The sequence below is a fragment of the Ancylobacter crimeensis genome, assembly GCF_023016805.1.
GTDB classification, from domain to species: domain Bacteria; phylum Pseudomonadota; class Alphaproteobacteria; order Rhizobiales; family Xanthobacteraceae; genus Ancylobacter; species Ancylobacter crimeensis.
In genome coordinates this window covers 56,147-77,510 of record NZ_JALKCH010000001.1, presented here as the reverse complement: position 1 = coordinate 77,510, position 21,364 = coordinate 56,147, and the positions used below count along the sequence as shown (strand labels likewise).

14 protein-coding genes and 3 pseudogenes are annotated in these 21,364 nt (G+C 67.0%); 14 read left to right on the top strand and 3 right to left on the bottom strand.

Annotated features, from left to right (window positions below):
* Nucleotides 1–38 precede the first annotated feature (38 nt).
* The 12 genes from MWN34_RS00330 to MWN34_RS00275 all read left to right on the top strand — a co-directional run bounded on the left by MWN34_RS00330 (nucleotide 39) and on the right by MWN34_RS00275 (nucleotide 16,996).
* Nucleotides 39–2,477, top strand: coding sequence for a baseplate J/gp47 family protein (locus MWN34_RS00330; RefSeq protein ID WP_247025639.1), 2,439 nt, complete (start codon nucleotides 39–41; stop codon nucleotides 2,475–2,477).
* On the top strand, nucleotides 2,474–5,011 hold the full coding sequence (locus MWN34_RS00325; protein ID WP_247025638.1) for a baseplate J/gp47 family protein: 2,538 nt from the start codon (nucleotides 2,474–2,476) through the stop codon (nucleotides 5,009–5,011). Before MWN34_RS00330 ends, MWN34_RS00325 begins: the two co-directional genes overlap by 4 nt.
* A 13-nt stretch (nucleotides 5,012–5,024) precedes the next feature.
* Nucleotides 5,025–7,322 (top strand): hypothetical protein, encoded by a 2,298-nt coding sequence (locus tag MWN34_RS00320; RefSeq protein ID WP_247025637.1) that lies wholly within the window; start codon nucleotides 5,025–5,027, stop codon nucleotides 7,320–7,322.
* Nucleotides 7,319–9,769 carry a DUF6519 domain-containing protein gene (locus MWN34_RS00315; protein ID WP_247025636.1) on the top strand — a complete coding sequence of 817 codons (2,451 nt, stop codon included), beginning with the start codon at nucleotides 7,319–7,321 and terminating at the stop codon, nucleotides 9,767–9,769. The genes MWN34_RS00320 and MWN34_RS00315 overlap by 4 nt, the downstream gene beginning before the upstream one ends.
* 472 nt (nucleotides 9,770–10,241) lie before the next feature.
* The gene (locus MWN34_RS00310) at nucleotides 10,242–11,144 is read left to right on the top strand and encodes a 3-hydroxyacyl-CoA dehydrogenase (RefSeq protein ID WP_247025635.1); all 903 of its coding nucleotides are present in this window, start codon (nucleotides 10,242–10,244) and stop codon (nucleotides 11,142–11,144) included.
* Nucleotides 11,141–11,875: an FCD domain-containing protein gene (locus MWN34_RS00305; protein ID WP_247025634.1), complete on the top strand. Its 735-nt coding sequence runs from the start codon at nucleotides 11,141–11,143 to the stop codon at nucleotides 11,873–11,875. Before MWN34_RS00310 ends, MWN34_RS00305 begins: the two co-directional genes overlap by 4 nt.
* A 45-nt stretch (nucleotides 11,876–11,920) precedes the next feature.
* The gene (otnK, locus tag MWN34_RS00300) at nucleotides 11,921–13,192 is read left to right on the top strand and encodes a 3-oxo-tetronate kinase (RefSeq protein WP_247025633.1); all 1,272 of its coding nucleotides are present in this window, start codon (nucleotides 11,921–11,923) and stop codon (nucleotides 13,190–13,192) included.
* A gap of 60 nt (nucleotides 13,193–13,252) precedes the next feature.
* Complete coding sequence (locus tag MWN34_RS00295) at nucleotides 13,253–14,257, top strand: TRAP transporter substrate-binding protein (RefSeq protein ID WP_247025632.1); 1,005 nt, start codon at nucleotides 13,253–13,255, stop codon at nucleotides 14,255–14,257.
* 126 nt (nucleotides 14,258–14,383) lie between these two features.
* Nucleotides 14,384–14,881 carry a TRAP transporter small permease gene (locus MWN34_RS00290; protein WP_247025631.1) on the top strand — a complete coding sequence of 166 codons (498 nt, stop codon included), beginning with the start codon at nucleotides 14,384–14,386 and terminating at the stop codon, nucleotides 14,879–14,881.
* Complete coding sequence (locus MWN34_RS00285) at nucleotides 14,878–16,146, top strand: TRAP transporter large permease (protein ID WP_247025630.1); 1,269 nt, start codon at nucleotides 14,878–14,880, stop codon at nucleotides 16,144–16,146. The genes MWN34_RS00290 and MWN34_RS00285 overlap by 4 nt, the downstream gene beginning before the upstream one ends.
* Before the next feature lie 109 nt (nucleotides 16,147–16,255).
* Nucleotides 16,256–16,897, top strand: coding sequence for a 3-oxo-tetronate 4-phosphate decarboxylase (gene otnC / locus MWN34_RS00280; protein ID WP_247025629.1), 642 nt, complete (start codon nucleotides 16,256–16,258; stop codon nucleotides 16,895–16,897).
* A gap of 3 nt (nucleotides 16,898–16,900) precedes the next feature.
* The gene (locus MWN34_RS00275; RefSeq protein ID WP_247025628.1) at nucleotides 16,901–16,996 is read left to right on the top strand and encodes a DUF2274 domain-containing protein; all 96 of its coding nucleotides are present in this window, start codon (nucleotides 16,901–16,903) and stop codon (nucleotides 16,994–16,996) included.
* 334 nt (nucleotides 16,997–17,330) lie between these two features.
* On the opposite strand, the pseudogene MWN34_RS00270 reads toward MWN34_RS00275, so the two are convergent.
* Nucleotides 17,331–18,163 (bottom strand): annotated as a pseudogene (locus MWN34_RS00270) (IS3 family transposase); the annotation flags it as partial.
* Here MWN34_RS00270 and MWN34_RS00265 point away from each other — a divergent pair.
* Both MWN34_RS00265 and MWN34_RS00260 read left to right on the top strand, forming a co-directional pair.
* Nucleotides 18,147–18,708, top strand: a pseudogene (locus tag MWN34_RS00265) (methylase); the annotation flags it as partial. The pseudogenes MWN34_RS00270 and MWN34_RS00265 overlap by 17 nt on opposite strands.
* Nucleotides 18,694–19,303 (top strand): annotated as a pseudogene (locus MWN34_RS00260) (DUF7146 domain-containing protein); the annotation flags it as partial. The pseudogenes MWN34_RS00265 and MWN34_RS00260, both read left to right, overlap by 15 nt.
* A 60-nt stretch (nucleotides 19,304–19,363) precedes the next feature.
* Here MWN34_RS00260 and MWN34_RS00255 read toward each other — a convergent pair.
* The gene (locus MWN34_RS00255; protein ID WP_247025627.1) at nucleotides 19,364–20,617 is read right to left on the bottom strand and encodes a type II toxin-antitoxin system HipA family toxin; all 1,254 of its coding nucleotides are present in this window, start codon (nucleotides 20,615–20,617) and stop codon (nucleotides 19,364–19,366) included.
* Complete coding sequence (locus MWN34_RS00250; RefSeq protein ID WP_247025626.1) at nucleotides 20,610–20,921, bottom strand: helix-turn-helix domain-containing protein; 312 nt, start codon at nucleotides 20,919–20,921, stop codon at nucleotides 20,610–20,612. The genes MWN34_RS00255 and MWN34_RS00250 overlap by 8 nt, the downstream gene beginning before the upstream one ends.
* Between the last annotated feature and the right edge of the window lie 443 nt (nucleotides 20,922–21,364).

Here is a 21,364-nt window from a genome sequence, read left to right as displayed (position 1 = left end):
AGGCGGGGAACGACCATGAGCGCGCACGGGGGACGGCGATGAGCGAGCACTACCAGTGTCTCACCGGCCGGCGCCGGGAAAAGCTCATGCCGCTGCCGCTCAACGGCATCGACTATCTGGAAGTGGTCAATGGCGGCGTCTCGCTGCGGCTGGTCTTCGTCAAGCCCGACGGGCTCGCCACGCTCGACGGCACGAACATCGCGATAACCGGAGGCGTGCGCTATCCCCCTCCGGACGTCATCGGCGCGGGCGTCTCGGCCACTGATCCGAGCGTTCTCGAGATTACGCTCCAGCCCGGCCAGCCGACCGACTTCTCGACCTACCACCTTAGCCTCGTCGCGCCGGGCGGTGGGACGCCTGCGGGCTTCGACCCGGAGAGCGCGCATGTCGCGTTCAGCTTCAAGGTCGACTGCCCTTCCCCCTTCGACTGCCAGGAGGTGCGCGCCGAGCCGGTAGATCCGGCCGTTCCGGCGCCGGACCTCGACTATGGCAGCCGCGACTGGCAGGGCTTCCGCCGGCTGATGCTCGACCGCATCGCAGCACTGGTACCCGGATTTGCCGACGACACCCCGGTCGATCACCTCGTCGCACTGGTCGAGCCGCTGGCCTATGTCGCCGACCATTTCAGCTACCGGCTGGACGCGCTCGCCAACGAGACCGACCTGTTCCGGGCGCGCAGCCGCATCTCGGTCGCTCGCCACGCCCGCCTGCTCGATTACGAGGTGCATGAAGGCGCCAATGCCCGCACCTTCATCGAGATCGACTATGCCGGCCCGGACGGCGCCATTCTTCCTGCCGGCACGCCGGTGACCGTACGCGGCGATGATCGCGGCCCGACCATCGATCCGGACGCCTTCGCCGAACGGGCACCGTTCGCGCCGATCACCTTCGAGACGATGCAGGCCCTGACGCTCTACGCGGGGAACTCTCGGCTCGCCTTCCACACATGGTCCGACGAGCGCTGCCTGCTGCCCCACGGCGCCACCGCGGCGAGCCTGCGCCGCGTGTTCACGGCCGGCGCATCTGCGGCGGAACTGGCGGCCGGCGATTTTCTGGTGCTCCGCGAGATCGCCAGCCCGACCACCGGCCTGCCGGCGGATGCGAGCCGCCTGCGCCGGCACGCCGTACGCCTTACCATGGTGAAGCTTCGCAACGATCCCGTGGAAGGGGTCGATGTCTACGATGTGGAGTGGGGAGCGAGCGATGCGCTGCCCTTCGACCTCATCCTGTCGGCGGATGCGGCGGCGGACGATGCGGCGGCGGCGCCCTTCATCTGCGCCGAGGCACGCGGCAATGTCGTGCTGGCCGATCACGGTCTCACGCTTCCGGTGCGCGACCTTGCCAGCCCCGCCGCGACGCGCGCCCTTACCCCCCAGCTCGACCCACCGGAAGCGCCGGAAAGCGGGGCGTGGAATCCTCTTCTGCTGGTGGGCCCGGTAAGTCGCGCCTCCCCGCTCGACCTCTCCGCTGCGACTGCCCTTCCGGTGAGTGCCGTGCTCGCCAATGACCCGGCCGCCGCCCTGCCCGCGATCACCCTCTCCGATGGCTTCAAGCCCTGGGTTTCGCGGCGCGATCTGTTCTCCAGCGAGCGCTTCGACCGGCATTTCGTCGCCGAGACCGAGAATGACGGCTCGTTGCGCCTGCGTTTCGGCGACGACATCATGGGCCAGTCCGCGGAGCCCGGCCTGTCGATGAAGGTCACCGCCCGCATCGGCGCTCCGCTCGACGGCAATGTCGGCGCCGACGTGCTGGCGCAGATGGTGACGCGGGTGCCGGGCATTCGCGCCGTGACCAACCCGCTGACCGCCGCCGGCGGGGTCGCGCCGCTTGATCTCAAGCGCGCGCGCATCGAAGCGCCGCGCGCTTTCATGGTCCAGGAACGCGCCGTCACCGAGCTCGACTATGTCGAGGTCGCCGAGCGCCATCCCGAAGTCGCTTCCGCCCGCGCGCAGATCCGTTGGACCGGCTCATGGCGCACCGCCTTCATCTATCTGGATCGTGTGGGCGGCGGTTCGATTGAGACGGCACCGGGGCTCCGGGCCCGAATCCTCGCTTATCTGGACCGTTTCCGGCTGTGCGGCGTCGACCTGTTCCTGCGCGATGCGATCCCCGTGCCGCTGGAGGTGAAGCTCGCGGTCTGCGTTGCGCCGGGCGCGCTGCGGGCCACGGTACGCCAGCGGCTGGAACAGCGGCTCGGCTCCGGCGTGCTGACGGACGGCACGCTCGCCTTCTTCCACCCGGACAATTTCACGTTCGGCTCGCCTCTGCACCTCTCCCGTCTGATCGCGGCGGCGATGGCCGTGCCAGGCGTCGCCTCGGTCACGGCCGAAACCTTCCGCCGACGTGGGCGGGCCGATCAGGGTGAACTGGCGCGCGGCGTCATCGTGCCGGCCGACTTCGAGATCCTCCGGCTCGATAGCGATCCCAACGTCCCGGAGAACGGGATAATGGACCTCGAACTGAGGGGCGGAGCATGAGCGGCGCGACGTGCGAGTGCGGCTGCGGGGGCACCTGCGCGGCGGGTCAGGGAACGCCCGGCCGCCGCGGCATGGTGGCGCCCTCGCGTACCCACCAGGCGCTCAAGCGGCGCATGCTGGATGCCATCGCCACGCGCCCGGAACTCGTCTCCTTCACAACCCGCGCGGATGACGACCCGGCGATTGCGCTGATCGACGCCTGGGCGGCGAGCCTGCATGTGCTGAGCTTCTACCGCGAGCGCTTCCAGACGGAGGCCTATATCGGCATCGCCACCGATGTCGGGTCCGTGCGCGGGCTCGCGGCGCAGGTCGGGTATGCTGCCCGTCCCGCCATTTCCGCCTCGACCACCCTCACCTTCACGCTCAGCGACTTTCCCGATGCGCCGCAGAAGGTGCCGATCCATGCCGGTTCCAAGGTGCAGACCGTGCCGGGGCCGGACGAGGCGCCGGTGCTGTTCGAAACGTCCGACGAATTGGAAGCGCGTCCGTCATGGAACGCGGTCCCGGCGAAGCGCTGGCATCTGCTGGCTCCGGCTGCCGGCACCGGCTCGATCCGGGTAAGCGAAACCCTCATCGCCGGCCGGATCGGCGATGTCATCGGCTTCATCCATACCATCGGCGACGCGCCGGGTGCCGCCACCTTCGAGCTTGCGCGCATCGCGGCGATGACCACGCAGCCGCTGCCGCCGCAGGCCCACATCACTGTCGACCTCGACGCTCCGCTCGATGTGCTGGGCGCGGCCGCCGATACCCGCATCGCGATCTTCTCCCGCCGCGGCTCTCTGTTCGGCTACAACGCCTCGCCATTCGTGATGCTGGACCGGCTGGTGCGCCAGCGTGTGCTGCGGACGCCGATCCTGGAGAGCGACGACGTCGCGCCCACCCGCAAGGAATGGCCGGCTCTGAAGGCGAGCCTGCGCAGCTTCAAGATCGAGCTGCCCGAGCCGGAAATTCCAGGCGCGCATGACGATTCCATCATCGACCTGGACGCCGTCTATCCCGAGGCGATGGTCGGCCGTCACGTGGTGCTCAAGTCGCCTGCCGCCGAGGCGCTGTTCCGCATCATCGCCGTCGCGGAGGTCTCGCGTTCGGCTTTCGGGGTCAGCGCCAAGGTCTCGCGCCTCACCCTCGACCGGCCGGTGGGTGCTTTCGACAATGCGGTGCGCTCCACCGCGGTCTTCATCGAGACCGAGGCCCTGCATCTCGCCCCGGTGCCCTATGAGACACAGCAGCCGGTGGCAAACGGCTTTTCCATCGAGCTCGCCGCCGCCACCGATCTGCCGCCCGGGCGGCTGGTGGTGGTGCAGGGCGTCTCCGACGGCATGGTGACGGCGGAGGCCGCCATCGTCGAAAGCACTGGCGAGCTGGGCGGCACGCCGGTCGTCACCTTCACCCGGGCACTCGCCCGTCACTATGCGCCCGGCGACCTCGTGGTGCTGGGCAATGCGGTTGCCGCCACCCATGGCGAAACGCGCACGCCCACCGCGGCGATGCGCCCGGCCGGCTCCGGCCTGCCGATCGGCGAGATTCTCGGTTCCGGCGACGCGCGCAAGCGCAACCAGGGTTTCGCGCTCCGGCAGACCGGGCTGACCTTCGTGCAGGCGCCGAATGTGGCGGGGTATGCGCCGGCGCTCGACGTGCGGGTGGATGACGCTCTGCGCCCGCGCGAACCCATGCTTTACGATCTTCCCGACACCAGCCCCGCCTATGCGCTGGAAACCACGCCGGACGGACGCAGCGTGGTACGCTTCGCCGGCCGGCTGCGCACCGCAGACAACAATGTCTCCGCGGTCTATCGGGTCGGCGGGGGAGCGGCGGGCAACCTCGCGCCTGGCCGGCTGACCTTGCCGATGACCATGGTGCTCGGCTTCTCCGGAGTCACCAATCCGCTGCCGGCCGAGGGCGGGGTCGACCCGGAACCGATCGAGGAGGCCCGCCTCAACGCGCCGGTGCGCATCGTTTCGCTCGGCCGCATCGTCTCGCTGGCCGACTATGCCGCCTTCGCCCGCGCCTATGGCGGGGTGGCGAAGGCGCTGGCGAGTCCGCTCTGGGTCGGCCAGCGCGAGGTGGTGCACGTCACCGTCGCGGGACCTAAGGGAGCCGCCATCGCGCCCGGCTCGACGCTCTACGCCAATCTCGCCTCTGCCATGGCGGCGGCCTCCCCGCCCGGTCGCCCGTTCCGCCTGCTCGCGGCGCAGCAGGTCCATGCGCGGGCGACGCTGGCGCTCGAGAGCGGCCCCGCCTTTCCGCGCGCGGATGTCGAGGCCGCGGTGAAGGCCGCGCTCGCCGAGGCCTGCGCACCCGACCGCCGCAGCTTCGCACATCCGCTGGCGAAGAGCACACTGCTGGCCGTGGTGCAGGCCGTGCCGGGCGTCGTCGCGGCGCGGGTGGATCATCTCTCGTCCGATACCGAGCCCGCCGACACGGAGATTCTCGGTGCGCGTGGGGCACGCATCGTGGGGACTGCGGCAGCGGGTGCGGAATATCTCACCCTAGCCGCCGCCGACGTGACGGTCACGGGATTTGCACCATGACGGGATGCCGGCCATGACCCCCTCGCGCACGCTCTACGCCCTGCTGCCGGCCTATTTCCGGCGCCGCGATGCCGAGCTCGGCTATCCCTGCCGTGCCCTGTTCGACGTGCTGGAGGAAGACGGCGCCGACCTCATCGCCGCCGATCTCGACGCGTTCGCCGCCGGCCTGTTCGTCGAAACCGCACCGGAGGAACTGCTGGCCGAGATCGGCGCGCTGATCGGAGCTCCTACCCTGCGACCGGTGCCGATGGGATCGGGCACCAGCCTGCGGGCCTTTCTCGGCAACCTGCTGCGCTATCGCCGCGCCAAGGGCACACCGGCGGCGCTCGAAATGCTCGCCCGCGACGTCACTCTCTATTCGGCAAAGGCGGTGGAATATTACGCCCGCCTCGCCGCTACGCCCACCATGCGCGCGCCCAGGCTTGACCGGCCCGCCACGGCCCGCATGAACGATGTCGACGGGCTCGCCCGCCACGGCACGCCCTTCGACCGCAACCCGCGCACGCCCGACATGCGCTCCATCGCCCGCGCCGGCGGGCGTTACAACATCCCCAATGTCGGCGTTCATCTGTGGCGGCTGGAGGCCGTGCCTTTCGAGGCACCCGATGCCGATGCGGCAGACCCCGGCGATCTCGCCACGACCCTGCCCTTTCTGCCCTGGGCCCCGCATCCCGGACATTTCGCCCTGCTGCCTGGCGGACAGGCGTCGCCGCTCTTCATGCCACAGCAGAACGCCGAGGAAGGCGCGCCTCAGGCCCATCAGGTGCCTGAACGCCTGCGCCGCCTGCCGTTGAAGCGCGATCTCGACGCGATTGCAGAGGGACGGCTGGAGCCGTCCGGCTCGGTCTGGTTCGGCGGGGAATACGCAGCCTTCACCCTTTTCCTGCAATATGACGGCGAGGCCAATTATCGCCGCATCCCGCCCGGCCAGGTGCGCATCGGTGCGCTCACCAACCCGCCCTACACCCAGCCGGCGCCGGTTTCCGGCGGCCTGCCGAGCGGGATCGAGGCCTGCCTCGACCCGGCGACCGGACGGCTGGTGGTGCGCGACACCGATGTCGCGAACGGTTTTCCCGCCATCACCGGCGCCCGTCTCGCCGCAGCCTACGGCCAGCCCGGCGCGCTGGGCGGCGGAGCCTATGACCGCAATGTGCGCGGCGACACGCAGGTGCCGTTTCGCGTGCCGAAGGAGAACGGCCCGCGCATTCTCGTGGTGGAGCCCGGGGCGCCCGACGCCGGCGACCGCTACTCATCCCTCGCCAATGCGCTGGCGGCGTGGAAGGACCCGGCGAATGCCCAGCGCCGGGGCATCATCGTCATTACCGCGAACATGGCGGACCAGGGCATCGGCAATCTCACGATCGAATTGGCCGCCGGTTGCGATCTCACCATCGTGGCCGCCGAATGGCGCCTGCCCGACGACCCGACCGATCCCGAAGCGCCGCAGGGTTTCATCGTCCGGAAGATGCGCCGTATGCTGCTGGATCGCCGCGTGCGGGTGAAGACCGTCGCGGTGCCCGACACCCCGCCTGGAGCCCTGCATCTCGACGGCCTGCTGCTGCTGCGCGGCATGGAGGTGGAGGACGGCGCGGCACGCAGCATCACCGCCCGTCACTGCACGCTTCTCGACGGCGTGACGGTGCCGGCACTACGCCTGCCGGGCACCACCGGGCAAGTCTCGCTCGGCCTCGATCGCTGCATCTTCGGGACCATCGAGGCCGGCAGCGCACTCACCGTCATCGCCGCGCGCGAGAGCATCCTCGCCCCTGGCGCCGGCATCGCCGCTCCGCAGGCCGATCTCGACCTTTTCCGCCTCACCGCCTTCGCCCCGATCGCAGCCAAGTCGGCCACCGCCTCGGACTGCATGTTCAGCGCGAATGTGACGCTCGCGCGCACCCAGTCGGGCTGCGTGCGCTATTCCTATCTCGGCGGCGCCGACAACCGGCTGCCGCGCCGCTTCCGCTGCCAGCCGGACCTCGCCTGGGACGCGGCGAAGGACGCTTATGCCGCCAGCACGCCGGCCGAGCGCAGTGCCGCGCTCGAACGGATGCGGCTTGCCCTGCGCCCCTCCTTTCTCGACCCCGACCCCACCGGTCCCGGCTTCGCATTGCTGACCATCGACTCGCCGACGGAGATCCGCTTCGGCGGCGAGAACGAAGCCGAGATGGGTGCCTACGGCTTCCTCGGCGGCTCCACCCGCATCGCCAATCTCACCGACCTGTTCGCCGATTTCGTGCCGTTCGGCATGGAAGCCGGCGCGCGCTCCGCTGATCGCTCAAGCACCGAGGCTGCAAGGAGAAACCTGCCATGAAGGGTGATTTTTCGCGCGTCAGCTTCGACGCGGTCCGCTCCGTCCGGCAGGTCACCATCCAGCAGGGACGGGTCCTGTCCGACGCCGATCTCGGCGAGGCCAGCGACGCGATGCTGCGGAGGATCGAGACCGAGACGATCGACACGCTCGGCGCCGAGGCCGCCCCGAGCATCGGCGGCGGCTTCGGCCTGCTGCCGCCCGCGGCGCCCGGCGGCCCCATCCGCCTGAGCGCGGGCCGCCTCTATGTGGACGGCCTTCAGGTCGAGAACCACAGCGAGACGGTGCTGCCGAATGTGAGCGGAACCGGGCGCCGACTGGTCTATCTGAAGGCGACCGTCGACCACATCACCGGTGTCGACGAGCCGAAGCTGCGCGATCCGGCGCTGGGCGATGCCGATACCGCCGGCCGCACCATCATCCGTGCCGAGATCGGTATTCTCGACGCCGGGGCTGGCGACACCTGCTCCGCGCCGAACGCCGCTTTCGAGGCCATGGCGGCGCCGAGCGGCGGCACGCTGACGGTGACGCAATCCACCGCACCGGTCTCCAGCGACCCCTGCAAGCTGACGGAAAAGGCCGGCTACTCCCGGCTCGAGAACCTGCTCTATCGCTGCGAGGTGCATGGCGGCACCGCGCTGACACCCGGCCGTTTCGCGCTTGATGGACTGCAGGTGAAGGTCTCACGCAACAACGCCTGCGAACTCGCCCGCATCAGCGCCGTGAGCGGCAACCGGGTGACGCTGGACGCCGCCTCGCGCGACGGCATGCCGGTCTTCGCCAAGGGCAGCTATGCCGAGCTGCTGCCCGACGGCGCGCCCTATGACGCCGCCGCCTTCGGCCCGCTGACGCGCATCGACGATGTGGAAGGCGACGTGCTGGTGCTCGCCAGCGCCGCCGGAGCCGGCGCCAATGGCCGGGTGCGGCTGTGGAGCCAGGATCTGGTGACGCTGGCCGCGCCTTATGAAATTGCGCTGGACGGCCTCGTCTTCACCCTCGGCGGTACCGATTTCCGCCGCGGCGACTACTGGATCGCCCCGGCTCGCTATGTGCTGGCCGATCTCGATCCCACCGTGCCGACCGGCGTGCCTCTGCCGCCCGCCGGTCCGCTGGTCGTCTATTCCCGGCTCGGCATGCTCACCGTCGCCGATGGCGTGGTCGACGCGACCTCACTGCTCGACTGCCGCCACCTGTTCGCGCCGCTCGCCTCGGCGCGCGAGCTGGACTTTGCTGGCGGCGACGGCCAGAGCATCCGTCCGCCGACCGGGCCGGGCGCCGCCACCCTCACCGACGCGCTGCCGGCGTCGCTGCGCGCCATCATACGGATCGGCCTGCTTCCGGTCGCGGGTGCCCGCGTGCGCTTCGCGCTGGAGGGCGCGACCGGCGAACTCTCCGGCACCGGCGCCGGGGGCGCTGTGAGCGGGACCAGCATTGAGGTGTTGTCGGATGCCGACGGCATCGCCAGCGCGAACTGGAAGCTCGCCGCCGATCCCGCCCAGCCGACCCAGAACGTCACGGCGACGCTGCTGGCCGGTGCTCCGGGCGAGACCGACACGCCGACGCTGCGCTACAGCGCGCAGCTCGCCCTTGCCTCCGGCATCGGCTATCAGCCCGGTGCCTGCAGCGGCCTCGCCGACCAGACCGATGTGCAGGCCGCGCTCGACAAGCTCTGCCAGGAAATCGCCAACCTCACCGCCTCCGACATCAGCTACCAGGACGGCGCCTGCGACGGCTTGTCCGGGGTCAAGACCGTGCAGGAGGCGCTCGACACGCTGTGCGCGGCGCTGCTCAAGCAGCAGGCTACCGATTTCATCGTGCCGTTACGCGTGGTCGCGCTGGCTTCAGGCCGCGCGCTCGACAACAACGACACCGTGAAGCCGGAGGAGCTCATGCGCGGCTATTCGGTCGAGTTCAACGAGGATATCGCCACCGCCGTGCGCGGTTATGAGCCGATCGCCCGGCTGTCGGTCGAGATGCCCTATCCGCCCGGTTACCACGCGCAAGCCGAATGGAGCACCCGCACCAACGTCCTACGGCCGCCCGCAATCGCCTTCGGCACCAGCCTCGTCCATCTCTCCGGCACCGTCAGGATCGACAGCCGGTCGCTGACCTGGACACCCTCGAAGCTGGTGCGTCGCTTCCTCGAAACCGCCGCCACGCACCAGTTCGGCCGCGCACCCATCGAGGGGGAGTTCGGCTTCGACGAAGGCTCCACGCGCGGCTTCATCACCGTGCGCGGCGACTGCATCTGGAACAAGGAGGACAATCTCCGGCGACGACGCTATCTCAATGGCGAATTGCTGCGTTTCCAGACCCCGAACAACCTGTTCTCGATCTTCCCCGAAGGCGACCCGACCCTGAAGAAGACGATCGCCACGCTGAAATCGCTCACCGACCCCCAGCGCGCCGCGGACCTCAACCTGTGGTTCTATTTCTTCGAGCCGGGCTGATATCCGGCCGGAGATCGTCACGGCGCAGAAGACGCGCGAGGGAATAGTCCGTCCTTGGCCGCCTTTTTCGCGTTCGACTCGACGAGAGCGACCAGCAGATCGTCTGCGAAGCCTCGTTGCCCAACGGGATCGCTGGAGCGCGATGACTCCCGCCAGACGTCCCCTGCGCGCCGGTGATCAGACGACGCGACGCGGGATTCGAGGCGCGACCATCATTCAGCGGCGTCTGAATGCATCAAAGAAAATGCGCCCGAACCCTTCGAACCAGTACCCGCACAGCATGCGGCAGCCCCGCCCCCGTCCCGGCGATGGCGGCGTGCGCGGCGCTTGACATCCAGGTTGACGATCACACTATCAACCTGTCATACCATAATCACTGACCCTACGGCAGAAAGGTTGCTCGGTCCCGGCCAACGAAGGCGGCCGGATGCACTCCTCCTGCCCTTACGAAGCATTAGAGAGCTGTAAGAACATGAAGATTGCGATCGTCGGTTGCGGCGTGGTGGGCTCGTCCTGGTCTCTCGTCTTCGCCCGCGCGGGGCATGATGTCGCCATTTACGACCGCACCCTGCCGGCGGCCGAGGCGGCGCTCGCCTTCGTGAGCCAGGCCGACCCCGCCTTCGCTGCCCGCTGCCGCCTCGCAACCGACCTGGCCGACGTGCTCAACGGCGCCGAATATGTGCAGGAGAGCGCCCCGGAGCGTCTGCCGATCAAGCAGGCGCTCTATCGGGAGATGGACGCACTTCTGTCGCCGACCACCATCGTCGCCAGCTCGACCTCGGGCTTCCCGGCCTCGCAATTCACCGAGGGCCTGAAGAACGCAGCCCGCTGCCTGGTGGCCCACCCCATCAACCCGCCGCACCTGATCCCGCTGGTCGAGCTGATCCCGGCGCCCTGGACCGCTCCCGAGACGGTGAACGTCACCCGCGAGCTGATGCGCACGCTCGGCCAGAGCCCGATCACCCTCACCCGCGAGATCAATGGCTTCGTCGTCAACCGCCTGCAGAGTGCCTTGCTCGGCGAGGCGTTCCGTCTCGTCGAGGACGGCATCTGCACCCCGGCCGAAGTCGACGCCGCCGTGGCTGACGGTTTGGGCCTGCGCTGGTGCTTCATGGGGCCCTTTGCCACTATCGACCTGAATGCGGCCAATGGTGTCGGCGAGTACTGTGCCAATCTCGGCCCGATGTATTACGGCCTCGCCAAGGAACAGGCAGACCCGCGTGAGTGGAGCCCCAATCTGGTCTCCTCCATCGAGTCCAAGATGCGCGCGGCGGTTCCCCCGGCCGACCTGCCCACCCGCCGCAAATGGCGCGACGCGTTCCTCGCCGCCATCGTCGCCGCCAAGCGCGACATCACCGGAAAGCTCGGCGCATGAGCGGCTTCGGGACGCCCAGTCATCTTCGCCGCGACCGCTTGTCTGACAAGATTGCGAAGGACATCGAGGATCGGGTGCTGTCGGGCAAATTGACCGTCGGCGACCGCCTTCCTTCCGAACGCGATCTGATGGCGCATTATGGCGTGGGGCGTCCCGCCGTGCGCGAAGCCCTGCTTTGGCTGAGCAAAACCGGAATCCTCTCCGTGTCGAACGGCGACCGGACGCGCGTGACCGAGCCTGATCCGCGCGAAATGCTGCAGCTCCTCTCGGGCGCCGCACGCATGCTGGTCGCCCGCCCGGAAGGTATCCGCCAGTTCCAGAAGACCCGCATCTTCGTCGAGGTTGCCCTCGCCCGCGAAGCAGCGCGGCTGGCGACGGACGAGGACGTCGCGGAACTGGAAGCGCTGCTGCTGGCAAATGAGGGCTGTGCCGAAGATATCCCGGCGTTCTCTGCCTCTGACGACGCGTTCCATCAGCGTATCGGCCTGATCGCGCAGGATCCGCTGCTCGACGCGCTCTACCACGTCGTTCTGGAACTGCTGGAAGAGCAGCGCCGCATGTCGCTGAGCCATCCCGACGCGCTCGGCAAAGCGGTTGCAGCGCACCGCGCAATCTTCGAGGCGATCCGCGACCGCGACGCCGACCGGGCTGAGGCGGCGATGCGGGAGCACCTGGAAACGGTGGTCCAGACGTACTGGGCGATCAGCGAACGGCCTTCGGACGCTCCCTGATCGGGGCTTCCCATCCGGACCGAACCTTCTGCAAAGGCACTGAACATGCTTCTCGGCTGCATTGGCGACGATTTTACCGGCTCCAGCGACCTGGCCAACACCCTGCGCAAGCAGGGCATGCGCGTCACCCAGTTCTCCGGCGTGCCCACCGTGGCGGCCGATCCGTCGGTCGAGGCCGGCGTCGTGGCGCTCAAGTCGCGCAGCATTCCCGCGAAGGAAGCCATAGCCCAGTCGCTGCAGGCGCTGGAATGGCTGAAGGCGCAGGGCTGCACCCAGTTCCTGTTCAAGTATTGCTCCACCTTCGACAGCACGCCGGAAGGCAATATCGGACCGGTGGCGGCGGCTCTCGCCGAAGCGCTCGACGCGCGCAAGGTCGTGGTTTGTCCGGCTTTTCCGGGCGCCGGCCGTACCATCTATCAGGGCCACCTCTTCGTCCATGACCGGCTGCTGAACGAGAGTGGCATGGAGCATCATCCGCTCAACCCCATGACGGATGCCGATATCCGCCGCTGGCTGGCGCTGCAGACCGACATGAAGGTCGGCCATGTCGGCTTCGGCGCGGTGAGCAACGGCGCCGACGCCATCAAGGCGGCGCTCGACCGCGCCGACAGGGAAGGCGCGCGGCTGATCGTGGTGGATGCACTCTCCGACACGGACCTGATGGAGATCGGCGCAGCGCTGAACGGCGCACCGCTCCTCACCGGCGGCTCCGGCATAGCCATGGGCTTGCCCGAGAATTTCCGCCGGCAGGGTCTGCTCTCGGGCAAGGGCAGCACCTGGCAGGGCGTCGAGGGCGCGTGCGTCGTACTCTCTGGTTCCTGCTCGACCGCCACCCGCGGCCAGGTCGCGCGTCATCGCGCCGACGAACTGCCGATGTTCGAAATCACGGCGGACGCTGCCGTCGCCGGCAAGCTCGATCCCCAGCAGATCGCCGACTGGGCCATGGCGCAAGCCGAGCGCCCGCTGGTGTTCTCCTCGGCCGACCCCGCCAAGGTACGAGCGGCGCAGGAAACCTATGGCCGCGAGCCGGTCGCGACAGCCATCGAACAGCTCTTCGCCGCCATCGCCCGCGCGCTGGTCGCGGCTGGCGTGGGACGCCTCGTCGTCGCCGGCGGCGAGACCTCGGGCGCGGTGGTGGAAGGCCTCAACCTGACGTCGCTGGAGATCGGACCGGAAATCGCGCCGGGCGCTCCCGCCCTGCGTGCACGTCCTAGCGGACGCCCGGTGGCGCTGGCGCTCAAATCCGGAAATTTCGGCGGCGAGAACTTCTTCGCCGAGGCCGACGCCGTCCTGCGCGGCGACGCCCCCACAGCCTGAAGCTGCCGCCCACCCCCGGCGCAGGGCGGCAAAATCATAAGATCAATAGGAGGATAAGACGTGTTCGATACTACCGTGAAGATGCTGAAGCTGGCAGCGTTCTCTGCCGTTTCGGCGTTTCTCGTCGCGACTTCGCCGGCGCCGGCCCTTGCTCAGGATGTGCTTAATCTCAAGCTTGGCCACATCCAGTCCGAACAGGATCTGTGGCACTTCGGCGCCCAGAAGTTCAAGGAAGAGCTCGAAAAGCGCTCGGACGGCAAGATCACCCTGACCATCTACCCGAACTCAACGCTCGGCGGTGACCGCGACCTCGTCGAAGGCATGCAGATGGGCACGGTGGACTTCGGCCTGATCGCCGGCGTGCTGGGCAACTTCGCTCCCTCGATCCAATTGCTCGAACTGCCTTACCTGTTCAAGTCGCAGGACGAGTTCAACAAGATCGTGCAGGGTCCGATCGGCGAGGAAATCGCCGCCAACGTCCAGCAGAACGCCAATGTCCGCATCCTGAACTGGTGGGAGCGCGGCTCGCGTCAGGTCACCGCGAACAAGCCGATCACGGGTATCGAAGATCTCAAGGGCCTGAAGATCCGCGTGCCGGAAATCCCCGCCATGGTCACCACCTGGCGTGCCATCGGTGCGAACCCGACCCCGATGGCCTGGAGCGAGGTCTATACCGGCCTCGAGCAGCACGTCATCGAGGCGCAGGAAAACCCGATCCCGTTCATCTATGGCGGCCGCATCAACGAAGTGCAGAAATTCCTGTCGTTCACGAACCACAAATACGAGTACGTGACGCTGACCATGAGCGATCTGCGCTGGAACCAGCTCACGCCCGAGCAGCAGACGATCATCGTCGAGGCCGGGGCTGCCGCCACCCAGGCCGAGAACGAGGCTGTGCGCACACAGACCGGCGAGATGCTGAAGAAGATGCAGGACGCCGGCCTTCAGGTCAGCCATCCCGACACGGCGCCGATCGCCGCCGCTGCCATCAGCGCTCACGAGGCCTTCGCGGCCAAGGTGAACCCCGATCTCTACAACCGCATCATCAAGACGCTGGGACGGTAACAAACAACGGCCTGTCCGGCATTGACTGCTGCAGTGCCCGGGGCGGCGGAGGTTCAAGCTCTGCCGTCCCGGGCCGCAAGCCACCGGCGAAACCGGTCGCAGCGTGCCGCCCAAGGAGGAACCAGCTTGGAAAATCTTGATCGCCTGCTACACGTTACTCTTCTCTGGATCATTGGCGCGCTGATCTTCGCCATGATGTTGGTCACCTTCGGTCAGGTGATCGCCCGCTATGCGTTGGCGAACTCGCTGAGTTGGTCGGAAGAGCTGGGACGCTACATCTTCGTCTGGATCACCTTCCTCGGCATGGCCGCCGCCTTCCAGTCGCGGGCGCACGTCGCGCTCGATTTCCTGATGTCGCTTCTGCCGGTAAAGCCGTCGCATGCACTGGCGGTGTTCAACACCTTGCTGGTGGCGATCGTCGGCGTCACGCTGCTCGTCGGCGGCATCTCGCTGATGAGGTTCGGCCTCAACCAGCGCAGCGCCGCACTCGGTATCCCGATGTATTACGTTTACGTGGTGATCCCCTTCAGCGGAGCCATGCTGGCTTACTTCGCGCTGCGCGCGACGTGGAAACAGGCCGTCTCCGGCAAGCAGGTCACCTTCGACGAAAAGGGCGCGCTATGATCGCACTTCTTCTCATCGGCGGTTTCGCGTTCTTTCTCATCCTGGGCGTTCCGGTCGCTTTCGGCATCGCCCTGGCGTCGCTGGGCGCCATCCTCTATCAGGGCTATCCGATGGCCCTGTTCGGCCAGCGGCTGTTCACCTCGGTGGACTCCTTCCCGCTGATGGCCATCCCGCTCTTCATGCTGGCAGGCTCGCTCATGGGTCATGGCGGCATTACCCGGCGCATCATCAATCTGGCGCTGGCGCTGGTCGGCAACATCCGCGGCAGCCTCGCCCATGTGGTTTCGGCCAGCGGCGTGATCATGGGCGGCATCTCCGGCTCGGGCGTAGCGGACGTTGCGGCGCTCGGCTCGGTGATGATCCCCGAGATGAAGAAGCGCAACTACGACGCCGGCTTCTCCGCGGCTCTGGTCGCGTCGTCCGGCAGCCTCGCGCTGATCATCCCGCCCAGCATCGCCATCATCATTTATGGCGTGTCCAACCAGGCGTCGATCGGCGATCTGTTTCTGGCTGCGATCGCTCCCGGCGTCCTGATCGGCCTCAGCTTCGCGGTCTATTCCTATTTCTACGCCGTCAAGCACGGCTATCCGACCGAAGGCCGGGTGAGCGGCGCCGAGAAGTGGCAGCGCTTCAAGGATGCGAGCTGGGCGCTGCTGATGCCGGTCATCATCATCGGCGGCATCCGGACGGGGATATTCACGCCCACCGAGGGCGGTGCCGTCGTCGCGGTCTATGCCTTCATCGTCGGCATGTTCGTCTACAAGGAGATCGACATTGCCAGCATCCCGAAGATCTGCATGGAGGCCGCCATCGCCACGGCCGTCATTGCGGCCATCATCGCGGCGACATCGCTGTTCGGCTGGCTGCTGACGAATGCCCGGCTGCCGCAAACCATCGCGGCCGCCATTCTCAGCCTGACCGAGAACAAGATCCTCCTGCTGCTGCTCATCAACCTCATGCTGCTCGTGGTCGGCATGTTCCTCGACAGCGGCCCGGCGATCCTGCTGATGACTCCGATCCTCGCCCCGGTGGCCGCGCATCTCGGCGTTCACCCCGTGCAGTTCGGCCTGATCATGGTGATCAACCTCACCATCGGCCTGCTGACGCCCCCGGTCGGAACGGCGCTCTATCTCGCCAGCAGTATCTCGGGCGTGCCTATCATGAGGCTTACCGGGAAAATGCTGCCCTTCATCGGCATCATGCTGGCCGTGCTGGCCCTGGTCACCTACGTGCCTGGGTTCACAAGCTGGGCGATGTCAAAGTAACCGAAGAACCGGGCGCCTTGCCTGCCGGCGCCCGGCTTTTCACGCCGCCGAAACGCGCACCCGGGCTTCTTTCCGGGGCCGAGCCTCCATCCAGCGTCGAGGGAAAACGATGAACCGGAACTCCAAGGCCGAATTGCTGTGCAAGCTCTGCCACAGCCTGTTCGATCGCGGCTATTCGGTGGGCGGTGCCGGCAACGTCTCGGTCCGGCTCGAGGGCGGGGGCTTTCTCGTAACCCCGACCGGCGGCAGCCTCGGCCGCATCACCCCGGCCGATCTCGCCGAGATCGATGCGAAGGGAACGCCCGTTCCTGGGTCGAAACCGTCGAAGGAATTCGCCTTTCATCTGGCGCTTTTCGAGAGCCGGCCCGAAGTCGGCGCCATCGTGCACCTGCATTCGACCTATCTCACCGCGCTCTCCTGCCTCGAGGATTTGCCGGCTGACAATGCCCTGCGCCCCTTCACACCCTATTATGTGATGCGGGTCGGCTACATGCCGGTCATTCCCTATTACCGGCCAGGCGCCCCGGAGATCGGGCGCGACCTGGCGATTGCCGCCAAGGCACATCCCGTCAACGCCTTCCTGCTCGCCTCGCACGGCGTGGTGGTGCTCGGAAAGGATCTGGAAGACGCGGTCAACAATGCCGAGGAACTGGAGGAGACCGCCCGGCTCGCCTTCATCCTGCGCGGTGAAAAGATCCGCTACCTGACCGCCCCCGAGATCGCCGAGTTGCGTGCGATGGCCCCGCGCTGAAGGATGACGGGCAAGCCCGCCAAGCTGATCGTGCCGATGCTCGAACCCCTCATCGCCACCGATCACGGCTTCGCCAAAGCCCCGCGCAGGACGGGCTGATCTTTCCCGGCGGGGGACGCAACGGCAATGCCGTTATGCTCCCTCCGCGCCCGATTCCACTCTCACCACGTCCGCCCGGACGTCAGCTCCCGGTTTCCGCGTCACCGGGAGCGACCGCAAGCGAATAGCTCGTGCTGCGCCCGCCTCCCTGATCTTTCGCCAGGATGCCGCGCGGAACCAGGTCGTTGATGTCGCGCAACGCCGTGTCGGACGACGCCTTCGTGATCGTTGCCCATTTGGCGTTGGTCAGCTTGGACGGGACTGGTCACTTCACTGGACCCGCGCAGCCAAGCGCGACGGGAAGTGGGCTGCTGCCGGTTCTGTGGACACGAGGTTAAGCTAATTTAGCTCGTTCCTCGAACTCGATCGGGTTCAGATAGCCCCGCGTCGAGTGCCGGCGTCGGCGATTGTGGAAGCGCTCGATGTCGTCGAACACATCCGCTCTCGCGTCATCCCTCGTCCTGTAGACCTTGCGGGCTGTGCGCTCGGTTTTCAGCGACGAGAAGAAGCTCTCCATCGCAGCATTGTCCCAGACGTTGCCCGACCGGCTCATCGAACAGGTGATGCCGTGGTCAGCCATCAGGCGCTGGAACGGCTCGCTGGTATATTGGCTGCCCTGGTCGCTGTGATGCAGCAGGCTATCCGGCTTGCCGCGGCGCCAGATCGCCATGATGAGAGCATCGGTGACGAGTTGCGCTGTCATCTCCGCCTTTATTGCCCAGCCGACGACACGTCGTGAGAACAGGTCGACGTCGGCGGCAACGTAGAGCCAGCCCGCCGCAGTCCAGATGTAGGTGAAGTCCGCCACCCATTTCTGGTTGGAGCTGAGGCCTCGAAGGCGCGGTCGAGCAGTTTGTCCGACGCGGCAGCCCGCACGCCGACATTCTTCGGCATACGACGGCGCGGCCGAGCCTGCAATCCATGCTCCCGCATGATCCGTTCAACCCGATGCAGGCCGCAGGAGAGCCCTTCCGCCAGCATATCGTGCCAGACGCGTCGTGCACCATAGATTCGATCGCTGCTCTTGAAGCTGCGGTCGATCACCGTCGCGAGCATGCCATCGTGCCGGGCATGCGCACTCGGGCTGCGGTTGAGCCAGGCATGAAAGCCTGATCGGGAGACATCCAAAGCGTTGCATAGCCAAGCCGCCGGCCAGATGCTCCGGTGCGTCCGGCTGATCCGGCCGATGGAACAGCATCATGCGACCATCGTCATGATGGCGGACAGCCATTGGCAGGAGACCGAGCGCGACACCTTCGCCGCCGTCTGGCAACGCGAGGTCGACGAGGTGCCCGCCTTCACCGACGGGACGATCCACATGGTCAGCGGCTTGCTCCTGCCCGTGTGGAAGCGCCTGCCGAACGAGTCGACGCGCGTCTATCGGCTTCAGACCGATGATGGCGAACGCATCATCGGACGGCGGGTGTCGCTCGCCTGGGCCACCAACGCCGCCTCGACCGGAACTGCCAATCTCAGCAGCGACGACGCCTATGCCGCACTGGTGGACGGCCGCACCATCCTCGACCTAGCTGACGGGCTCCAGCTTAGCCGCGCGCGTCATGGGCACGAACCGCATCGAGCTGAGCGACACAATGCGGGATCGCCTGCGCGCCTACGGTCTCTTCAGCGAGATCATTTCGTGGAAGCTGCGCTTCTTCGTGCCGGTCGGCGCCTCCGGTCCCGCCGTCCTCGGCAAGCTGCTCGACACCTATCTGCGCCGACGCGGCATTACGCTTCTGCACGGAACCGGCAGCCTGCGTTTCCACCCGCGCTGCTATTACAAACCCGACGATGGCCCGACCGAGACCTGGCCCGCCATGATCGCCGCCGTGACCGACCTCGATGGCAAGATCACCGGCGCACACCGCACCTGGCTCGCGCCCGACGGCTCGGACAAGGCCCCGATCGACACTCCGCGCAAGGCAATGGGCGATCTGCTGGGGCTGCCGTCCGCATCGGTGTACCCGGCAGCGTGATGGCGGCAGGCGAAGGTATCGAGACCATGCTGTCGCTCCCGCAGGTCTTGCCCGAGATGGCGATGGCTCCGGCGCTCTCGGCGGCGCATCTGGCCGCCATCCTGTTGCCATCGACTCTGCGGCGGCTCTATATCGTCCGAGATGACGACCCGGCGGGTGACGGCGCGCGCGACATAATGATCGAACGGGCCAACGCCGAGGGAATCGAGGCCATTCCATCGTCGCCGACGCTCGGGACTTCAACGAAGATCTCCAGCGCCTCGGCCTTGATGCGCTACGCGCTGGCATCCGGGTGCAACTCGCACCGGAGGACGTTGCCCGCTTCCTTTGATACCACGAGACAGTTGGCGGAAATCCCGGCAAGCGCTGAATCCACTCAGCGCCTGCGCGTCTATTCGGCGCAGCTCTTCAGGATCGGCATCATCGCACGCACATGCGCATCGATCCGTTCGAGGACGGGCTCGGGTACGGCATCGCGTTCGGGAAGTGTCCACCAGCAGGCATCGACGCGGCCGATCGTCTCCACCACCGCCTTCATGACCGCGGGCTCGGGCAATCTGGCGCGATTGGCGAAAGCCTTCCATCGCGGCGCCGACAACGCCTTGAACGATCGCTCTCCGCCCAGCGACAGCGCCAGATTGTCGGCGGGCATATAGGGAACGGTCGACAGCAGATCATAAGCCGGCGCGAACGCGGGCGTGCTCCCGTCGCCTGGATAGATCAGCGACCAGTTTTTCAGGTGCATGTCGCCATTGCCCGTCACGACCGCCAGCGCCAGACGGCGAACGAACTCCAGCGCGGCGGCGGGCGAAATCGCGGCGGTCAATGCCGCGGCAATGTCGTGATAGGCCGCGCCTTCATATTTACGGGCGGGGTAGACGCCGAAGACCTGGGCGAAATCCTCGATATGAATGCGTGTCCCGTCGGCGCCGCGGTCGAAGCGCCTAATGAGGAGCACCCGGCCTTCGGCCAGCGTGTCGAACTCTTGCGGTATTCCCTCGAAATCCGATTTGGCAACGAGCTCGCGCTCCGGGACATCCATGCCGATCGCCGCCGCAAGTGCGAGCGCGGCGAATTCGTTTTCCGATACTCCGGGAAACGCCGTCGAGGGGAACTTGGCGATATACTGCCCATCGCCGTCGTCGAGCGGAAGCGTCAGCCCGCCGCCCTTGCCGGTGTTCTTCATCACCGACAGCTTCATCTGCACGCCGGCAAGAGAAAAGCGCGCTTTGGGCTTTTCATGTGCTGCGGTTAGCGGAGCCTCATTCATGCCATCACCGGGCACGACCCGCACCGCGCCCGGCAGATCCGCGCCGAGCGCCGCGAGCAGGTCGAAATCATTGCCCGGACGAACATCGCCGGCATGGTGCTTTTCCATGGCCTCGCGCAGCTTGTCTTCCGGCAGCAGGTTCGCGAAGAACGCCGGAAGCGCGCCGGCCAGAGGCTTGGGATCTTTGCGCAAACCGCCGGTCGCTGCCCGGAACGAAAGGCTTAAAGTCGGCGAACCGCCCCCCGCGCGATACGCCTCATCGAAACTAAACGCATTGAAATCACCCGGCGTCCTGACGATCGTGCCGACCTTCAGCGCGTTCAGAAACACGTCGAGCGACTGGACCGCCCTGCGTGCAAATGGCTTGTCAGCCATGGTCATCTCCCTCGTCCGACTGCACGGCGAAGGCGGGGCGGTCATCGTCGTCGTGTGGATGCATCAGCGCGTCGATGGCTGGAACCATGGTTTGCGGCACCAGCATCATCTCCAGCCCGAGCGCGCGCGCGATGTTCATGAGCGTCGTCGCGCGGGCAGCAGCCGTCCCCTTCTCGATATCGCGGTAGCGCGGCCGGGATATGCCAGCCAGTTCGGCAACCTGCTCCTGCGTCAGCCCGGCAGCCGTCCGGGCCTGCCCGAGGAGCCTGCCAATCTCATGCAGGGTTTCCGATTCAGGTCGCATGGAGATCCCTTAACATATCTTCACAGCCAAACATGACGCGAAAACATATCATTTTCCTCGGCGATATCAAGCTTGATGATCTCTTTCCGTATCAAGCCATGCATGAATGATCCGTATTCGCATCCTGCATTCTTCATCCAACCCCGCGCGAGCCCCCGGCAGACCCATCCCGCGCGAGGTCGTCCGCCACCTTCTGTAGGTCCTCACTGAGACATGCGCTCCCGAGTCTCCGCTGAAAGACGCCGGCCGCGTCCTGAGCCTGACGGCATCGCCGGAAAGGGCTGGAGGGCGGCGCACAACCGCCATGCCCACAAGGATGCGCCCACCATCGGAAGGGGACCGCGCCTCGGCCTTCGAGAGAGCGATCGGCCGTCAGCCGGGCCGGATCGGCAATGGCTCCTGCCGACGATTTTCCGGCGACCCTTCGGGTCTTTCCATCGCGA

Excerpts from the sequence above, each read along its gene's own strand:
- MWN34_RS00330 (WP_247025639.1), top strand. The coding sequence starts at position 39 with ATGAGCGAGCACTACCAGTGTCTCACCGGCCGGCGCCGGGAAAAGCTC.
- MWN34_RS00325 (WP_247025638.1), top strand. The coding sequence starts at position 2,474 with ATGAGCGGCGCGACGTGCGAGTGCGGCTGCGGGGGCACCTGCGCGGCG.
- MWN34_RS00320 (WP_247025637.1), top strand. The coding sequence starts at position 5,025 with ATGACCCCCTCGCGCACGCTCTACGCCCTGCTGCCGGCCTATTTCCGG.
- MWN34_RS00315 (WP_247025636.1), top strand. The coding sequence starts at position 7,319 with ATGAAGGGTGATTTTTCGCGCGTCAGCTTCGACGCGGTCCGCTCCGTC.
- MWN34_RS00310 (WP_247025635.1), top strand. The coding sequence starts at position 10,242 with ATGAAGATTGCGATCGTCGGTTGCGGCGTGGTGGGCTCGTCCTGGTCT.
- MWN34_RS00305 (WP_247025634.1), top strand. The coding sequence starts at position 11,141 with ATGAGCGGCTTCGGGACGCCCAGTCATCTTCGCCGCGACCGCTTGTCT.
- otnK (WP_247025633.1), top strand. The coding sequence starts at position 11,921 with ATGCTTCTCGGCTGCATTGGCGACGATTTTACCGGCTCCAGCGACCTG.
- MWN34_RS00285 (WP_247025630.1), top strand. The coding sequence starts at position 14,878 with ATGATCGCACTTCTTCTCATCGGCGGTTTCGCGTTCTTTCTCATCCTG.
- otnC (WP_247025629.1), top strand. The coding sequence starts at position 16,256 with ATGAACCGGAACTCCAAGGCCGAATTGCTGTGCAAGCTCTGCCACAGC.
- MWN34_RS00275 (WP_247025628.1), top strand. The coding sequence starts at position 16,901 with ATGACGGGCAAGCCCGCCAAGCTGATCGTGCCGATGCTCGAACCCCTC.
- MWN34_RS00255 (WP_247025627.1), bottom strand. The coding sequence starts at position 20,617 with ATGGCTGACAAGCCATTTGCACGCAGGGCGGTCCAGTCGCTCGACGTG.
- MWN34_RS00250 (WP_247025626.1), bottom strand. The coding sequence starts at position 20,921 with ATGCGACCTGAATCGGAAACCCTGCATGAGATTGGCAGGCTCCTCGGG.